This window comes from Enterobacter sp. ZOR0014, assembly GCF_000798855.1.
Lineage (GTDB): Bacteria > Pseudomonadota > Gammaproteobacteria > Enterobacterales > Enterobacteriaceae > Enterobacter > Enterobacter kobei.
The window spans coordinates 1-5,501 of record NZ_JTLF01000053.1; the positions used below are offsets into that span (position 1 = coordinate 1).

At 51.2% G+C, this 5,501-nt stretch carries 8 protein-coding genes; all 8 read right to left on the bottom strand.

From position 1 onward, the window contains the following. The coding region (locus L977_RS23060) for a GTP-binding protein (RefSeq protein ID WP_000031672.1) at window positions 1–256 on the bottom strand (256 nt) is incomplete at its 3' end. Between the two features lie 69 nt (window positions 257–325). Further along, window positions 326–2,440, bottom strand: coding sequence for an elongation factor G (gene fusA / locus L977_RS02205; RefSeq protein ID WP_023331453.1), 2,115 nt, complete (start codon window positions 2,438–2,440; stop codon window positions 326–328). Between the two features lie 96 nt (window positions 2,441–2,536). After that, window positions 2,537–3,007 (bottom strand): 30S ribosomal protein S7, encoded by a 471-nt coding sequence (gene rpsG, locus L977_RS02210; protein ID WP_003861706.1) that lies wholly within the window; start codon window positions 3,005–3,007, stop codon window positions 2,537–2,539. 96 nt (window positions 3,008–3,103) lie between these two features. Beyond that, window positions 3,104–3,478, bottom strand: a complete 375-nt coding sequence (gene rpsL, locus L977_RS02215; protein ID WP_000246815.1) for a 30S ribosomal protein S12 — start codon at window positions 3,476–3,478, stop codon at window positions 3,104–3,106. Window positions 3,479–3,602: 124 nt separating this feature from the next. After that, window positions 3,603–3,890: a sulfurtransferase complex subunit TusB gene (tusB, locus tag L977_RS02220; protein WP_014885486.1), complete on the bottom strand. Its 288-nt coding sequence runs from the start codon at window positions 3,888–3,890 to the stop codon at window positions 3,603–3,605. 7 nt (window positions 3,891–3,897) lie between these two features. Continuing rightward, on the bottom strand, window positions 3,898–4,257 hold the full coding sequence (tusC, locus tag L977_RS02225; protein ID WP_023331455.1) for a sulfurtransferase complex subunit TusC: 360 nt from the start codon (window positions 4,255–4,257) through the stop codon (window positions 3,898–3,900). Continuing rightward, on the bottom strand, window positions 4,257–4,643 hold the full coding sequence (gene tusD, locus L977_RS02230) for a sulfurtransferase complex subunit TusD (protein ID WP_014885488.1): 387 nt from the start codon (window positions 4,641–4,643) through the stop codon (window positions 4,257–4,259). Before tusD ends, tusC begins: the two co-directional genes overlap by 1 nt. Further along, on the bottom strand, window positions 4,643–5,365 hold the full coding sequence (locus L977_RS02235) for a helix-turn-helix transcriptional regulator (protein ID WP_014885489.1): 723 nt from the start codon (window positions 5,363–5,365) through the stop codon (window positions 4,643–4,645). Before L977_RS02235 ends, tusD begins: the two co-directional genes overlap by 1 nt. Window positions 5,366–5,501 lie beyond the last annotated feature (136 nt).

The following is a 5,501-nucleotide window of genomic DNA, read 5'->3' on the forward strand; positions in this document are numbered from 1 at the left end:
CGTGGCCTGGGCAGTCTACGTGTGCGTAGTGGCGAGTCGGGGTGTCATATTCAACGTGAGAAGTGTTGATGGTGATACCACGCGCTTTTTCTTCTGGTGCGTTATCGATCTGGTCGAATGCACGAGCAGCACCGCCGTAGGTTTTAGCCAGAACGGTAGTGATTGCAGCAGTCAGGGTAGTTTTACCATGGTCAACGTGGCCGATAGTACCAACGTTAACGTGCGGTTTTGTACGTTCAAATTTTTCTTTAGACACGGCTATATTCCTTACTATAGTGCTCTCCCCTTCGGAGAGAGCACGGGACTTAGGTTTTAATCCTGTGGATTACTTACCACGGGCTTCAATAACGGCCTGAGCAACGTTGTTAGGCGCATCATCATACTTCAGGAATTCCATGGTGTATGATGCACGACCTTTGGTCAGAGAACGCAGCTGAGTTGCATATCCGAACATTTCAGACAGCGGAACTTCAGCGTGGATCTTAACGCCAGTTACTTCAGATTCCTGACCACGCAGCATACCGCGACGACGGCTCAAGTCACCGATAACGTCACCGGTGTTCTCTTCAGGAGTTTCTACTTCAACCTTCATGATTGGCTCAAGCAGAACTGGTTTTGCTTTCTTAAAGCCTTCTTTAAAGGCAATAGACGCAGCCAGTTTAAACGCCAGTTCAGAGGAGTCAACGTCGTGGTAAGAACCGAAGTGCAGACGAACACCCATGTCAACAACCGGATAGCCAGCCAGAGGGCCCGCTTTCAGCTGTTCCTGGATGCCTTTATCAACGGCTGGGATGTATTCGCCAGGAATTACACCACCTTTGATGTCGTTGATGAACTCGTAACCTTTCGGGTTAGAGCCCGGCTCCAGTGGGTACATGTCGATCACAACGTGACCGTACTGACCGCGACCACCAGACTGCTTAGCGTGTTTACCTTCAACATCGGTAACTTTCGCGCGAATCGCTTCGCGGTAAGCAACCTGAGGTTTACCCACGTTCGCTTCAACGTTGAATTCACGCTTCATACGGTCAACGATGATATCCAGGTGCAGTTCACCCATACCAGCGATGATGGTCTGGTTAGATTCTTCATCAGTCCATACGCGGAATGATGGGTCTTCTTTCGCCAGACGGCCCAGAGCCAGACCCATTTTTTCCTGGTCAGCTTTGGTTTTTGGTTCAACCGCGATGGAGATTACCGGCTCTGGGAATTCCATACGCTCCAGAATGATCGGGTGATCCGGGTCACACAGGGTGTCACCAGTGGTCACGTCTTTCAGACCGATAGCTGCAGCGATGTCGCCCGCACGAACTTCTTTGATCTCTTCACGTTTGTTAGCGTGCATCTGTACGATACGGCCAAAACGCTCACGCGCCGCTTTCACGGAGTTCAGGATGGTGTCACCGGAGTTAACCACACCAGAGTAAACGCGGAAGAAGGTCAGGTTACCCACGAATGGGTCGGTAGCAATTTTGAACGCCAGTGCAGAGAACGGCTCGTCGTCGCTTGCGTGACGCTCAGCCGGAGTATCTTTACCGTCGTCCAGGATGCCGTTGATCGCAGGAACGTCAACCGGGGATGGCAGGTAGTCAACTACCGCATCCAGCATCGCCTGAACACCTTTGTTCTTGAACGCAGAACCACAGGTTACCAGGATGATTTCGTTGTTCAGAACACGCTGACGCAGAGCTTTTTTGATCTCTTCTTCAGTCAGTTCCTCACCACCCAGGTATTTCTCCATCAGCTCTTCAGAAGCTTCAGCAGCGGATTCGATCAGGTTCTGGTGCCATTCGTCAGCCAGGTCCTGCATCTCAGCCGGGATGTCTTCGTATTCGAAGGTCACGCCCTGGTCTGCGTCGTTCCAGTTGATGGCTTTCATTTTCACCAGGTCGATAACGCCGGTGAAGCCTTCTTCAGCACCAATTGCCAGCTGCAGCGGAACAGGGTTCGCGCCCAGACGGGTTTTGATCTGACCAACAACTTTCAGGAAGTTAGCACCCATACGGTCCATTTTGTTAACGAACGCGATGCGTGGAACTTTATATTTGTTCGCCTGACGCCATACGGTTTCAGACTGTGGCTGAACACCACCAACTGCGCAATAAACCATTACCGCGCCGTCGAGCACACGCATGGAACGTTCTACTTCGATGGTGAAGTCAACGTGCCCTGGGGTGTCGATGATGTTTACGCGATGCGGTTCGTACTGCTTAGCCATACCTGACCAGAATGCAGTAGTCGCTGCGGAGGTGATAGTGATACCACGCTCCTGCTCCTGTTCCATCCAGTCCATGGTGGCTGCGCCGTCATGAACTTCACCGATTTTATGGTTTACACCGGTGTAGAACAGAATACGTTCGGTAGTAGTGGTCTTACCGGCGTCGATGTGCGCACTGATACCGATGTTACGGTAGCGTGCGATGGGTGTTGTACGAGCCATTTGATTCCTCGTTTGTTTCTTTAGGCGTTCAGTTAAGTTACCCAGAGCGGGCGGCTTCTCTGAAGCGCCCGCCTGGTGACTAATACTCCGAAGGGATTACCAACGGTAGTGTGCGAACGCCTTGTTGGCTTCTGCCATACGGTGAACGTCTTCACGTTTCTTAACTGCAGTACCTTTGTTTTCTGCAGCATCAGAAAGTTCGTTCGCCAGACGCAGAGCCATGGATTTATCACCGCGTTTACGAGCAGCTTCAACGATCCAACGCATTGCCAGAGCATTACGACGAACCGGACGAACTTCAACTGGAACCTGATAAGTAGAACCACCAACGCGGCGGGACTTAACTTCTACAGTTGGGCGAACGTTGTCGAGAGCGACTTCGAAAGCTTCCAGTTCATTTTTACCAGAACGCTGAGCCAGGGTCTCAAGCGCGCTGTATACGATGGCTTCTGCAGTAGATTTTTTACCATCTACCATCAGGATATTTACAAATTTTGCCAGCAGTTCTGATCCGAACTTCGGATCTGGAAGAATTTTACGCTGACCAATGACGCGACGACGTGGCATGGGAATACTCCGTTGTTAATTCAGGATTGTCCAAAACTCTACGAGTTTAGTTTGACATTAAGATAAATCAGTTTGGCCTTACTTAACGGAGAACCATTAAGCCTTAGGACGCTTCACGCCGTACTTGGAGCGAGCCTGCTTACGGTCTTTAACACCTGAGCAGTCCAGCGCACCACGAACGGTGTGGTAACGAACACCCGGAAGGTCTTTAACACGACCGCCACGGATCAGGATCACGGAGTGCTCCTGCAGGTTGTGACCTTCACCACCGATGTAGGAAGTCACTTCGAAACCGTTAGTCAAACGCACACGGCATACTTTACGCAGTGCGGAGTTTGGTTTTTTAGGAGTGGTGGTATATACACGAGTACATACACCACGTTTCTGCGGGCAGGCTTCCAGTGCAGGCACGTTGCTTTTTGCAACTTTGCGTGCACGTGGTTTGCGTACCAGCTGGTTAACTGTTGCCATTAAATAGCTCCTGGTTTTAGCTTTTGCTTCGTAAACACGTAATAAAACGACCTCATACAATATGAGGACGCGAAATTTTAGGGCTACGTCGAAAAGGTGTCAAGAAATATACAGCGATCTCGGATCACCAGTTCATTTGACTGGCGTGCGTCACAGTAAGATTGACGAAATCAGTATAGCCAACCACGTCAATTTTGGCTGAAATTTGACCAGAAAGACCTCGCGCGTCCAGATCGTCCTTCAGCGCAGAGACTGTTATGGGGGCATTCGTGAGAATTTCAACGAAACGGCTGCCTTCAAGCGCCGCGAGCACGCCGTCCTGAATGAGCAGCAAATCATCACCTTCGCGCAGCATGCTCAACAGTGTGTCGATATCACATTGCCACGGTGAGTGGCTCAGAATATGGAGCATGGTGGCCTCAGAACGTCAAAACGGTGTCGTAGTGGGAAAGGTGTTCACGCAGATCAGAGGAAGGTAAGATCGTCACATCCAGCACAAAAGACGACTTATCACTCAAACCGCGCGCCGTTAAGGAGTCGGCACAGACATAGCAGGTTTCGATATCGTAAAGCGGCAGCACTTTGAAGGTTGCGATGTAATCGCGCGCCAGGATGGCCTGCGGCTGTTGGCCCGCGAGCAGTTGAAACACCCCATCCCCCAGAAAAAAGACGCCGATATCTTCTGTTAATGCCGATGTCGCAAGTAACGCATCCAGCCCTTCGCGGCCCGAGGCGCTACCGTGCGGCGCAGAAGTAAAAACAAATGCCACGCGCTTCATCAGAATTGCACCACTCTGTCGCAGGTTAGCGCCGCCTGAGCCAGCTCGCCCAGACCACTCAACGAAAAGCCAGGCTGAAGGTTAGCGCCCGATAACCCCAGGCGATCGGCTTCGGTTGCATCCGTCACGCCGCGACGCAGTGCCGCCGCCACGCAGATGTTCAGCTCAACGCCCTGCTTTTCATTTAACGCCTGCCACGCGCGGACCAGATCAAACTCATCGCTCGCCGGTGACGTAAACTGGTTCGCGTTATACACCCCTTCCCGATAGAAAAAGACGCTCGCCAGTTCATGTCCGGCCGCCAGTAGCGCATGCGCAAACTGCAGCGCGCTGCTGGCCTGCTGAGTGCCGTACGCCGGGCCTGTCACCATTAACGCAAAACGCATTACTTATCTTGCCCTACGAAGTCGCCACTTTTGAACTGGCGGATGTAGAGGTAGACCGTATGCTTGGAGATATTCAGACGATCGGCCACCTGGTTAATGGCGTCTTTGATATCAAAAATCCCTTTCTCGTAGAGATTGAGTACGATCTGACGATTCTTGGCATTGTTCGAGACGTTGCGATCGGCATTCACCTCTTCAATCGTAAACTCAAGCGTTTGAGTCACCAGATCTTCTACGGAGGAGGCAAAGTTAACGGAAGAGCCAACGTCTGGCGTTTCAGGCGGAATAAAGGTGCTCATGATCTGCGAGAAAGGCACATCAAGGTTCATGTTGATGCACAGCAGCCCAATCACACGATGTTCGCGGTTTCGAATCGCGATAGTTTCTGATTTCATCAGCACGCCGCTTTTGGCGCGGGTGAAATAACATTTGGAGACGCTGCTGTCCGCGCCGGTCATGTCATGCAACATACGCAATGCAAGGTCGGTGATTGGCGAACCAATTTTACGGCCGGTATGCTCACCATTAGCAATGCGGATGGCGGAACACTTCAGATCTTGCAGGGAGTGCAATACGATTTCGCAGTGGGAACCAATGAGCATCGCTAACCCGTCCACCACCGCCTCATAGGATTTAAGAATATCGAAGTCGGTCTGGTCAAAAGGACGTTGATCCAGCAAATCAAGTTCACTGGTTTCGTTGGTTAAAAGCGACCTGGACATGAAAAAAACACTCCTTTTCAGGAGCCTGTCGTTAGGTTTTCAGGGCAGGCTCATTATCTACACGGACAACTAAATTAATACAGCGTACCAGACGCTTTCCAGTGTTAATTATATCTGCCCCGCAATAAAAATGTTC